Source organism: Kitasatospora sp. A2-31, assembly GCF_022288725.1.
Taxonomy (GTDB): domain Bacteria; phylum Actinomycetota; class Actinomycetes; order Streptomycetales; family Streptomycetaceae; genus Kitasatospora.
On the sequence record NZ_JAKNTA010000279.1, the window covers coordinates 1 to 1,030 of the forward strand.

At 73.3% G+C, this 1,030-nt stretch carries 1 protein-coding gene and 1 pseudogene; both read left to right on the top strand.

The genetic code is table 11. The features are described 5' to 3' along the window. A partial coding sequence (locus MCM47_RS41440; RefSeq protein WP_374209293.1) for a DUF6545 domain-containing protein occupies window positions 1-276 on the top strand: 276 nt, incomplete at its 5' end. A gap of 9 nt (window positions 277-285) precedes the next feature. Beyond that, window positions 286-1,030 (top strand): annotated as a pseudogene (locus MCM47_RS41445) (cytochrome P450); the annotation flags it as partial.

Genomic DNA, 1,030 nt, shown 5'->3' on the forward strand with positions numbered 1-1,030 from the left:
GACGCCGTCGCCCGCCGCGGCCAGGACGGCACCCCGACCGGTGCGGCAATCGTCGAGGCGGCCGTCGTCGCCGCGGCGATCGAGGCGGCCCGCAGCGGCGCCCAGCCCCAGCAGGCTCCCACCCGCCAGGCCACCGGCGAGTCCGCCCGCGCGGGAGACCTCCGCGCCGAGGCCCTGTGGCTACGCTCGGTCTCCCAGCAGTACGCGACCTCCGACATCGTCCGCACCGCCGTGGCCGTCCAGCGGCAAGCGGCGCCCACTGCGACTGCGGCATAGGGAACGACCATGGCCTCTCCCTTCGCCGACCCGGCGTTCTACGCCGACCGCTACCCCACCTACTCCGCCTTGCGGACCTCCTCCCCGGTCCTGCAGGTGTCCTTGGACGGCGGGGCCTCCACCTCGGCCGTCGTCACCGGCTACGACGAGGCTCGGAAGGCGTTCACCGCACCGCTGTCCAAGGACGCCGGCGCCTACTTCGCGGACAGGCCCTCGGGACGGTCGCTCCACCCCGCCATCGCCCGCACCATGCTCACCGTCGACCCGCCCGAACACACCCGGCTGCGCCGGCTGCTGACGAGGGCGTTCACCCCGGCCCGGGTGGACGGGCTGCGCCCGTACATCCGCGCTCTCGCCGAGCAGCTGGTCGGGAACTGGGAGGGCGGCACCGAGGTCGACCTCGTCGAGGAGCTGGCGGGCCCGCTGCCGGTCACCGTCATCTGCCAGCTCCTCGGCGTACCGACGACCGACAGGGACTCGATCAGGGCCTGGTCAACCGACCTGTTCGCCACCGGCGACCACCAGCGGATCGACGCGGCCTCCCACGCCCTGGCCGGATACATGGCCGGGCTGATCGAGGCCAAGCGCGCCCACCCGGACCGCTCGCTGCTCTCCGACCTGATCTCGGTCCACGACCAGGACGAGAACCGGCTCAGCGAGGACGAGCTGCTCTCGCTCGCCGTGCTGCTCCTGGTCGCCGGCCACGAGACCACCACTGCGGCGATCGGCAACTCCGTGCTGGCGCTTCTCCAGC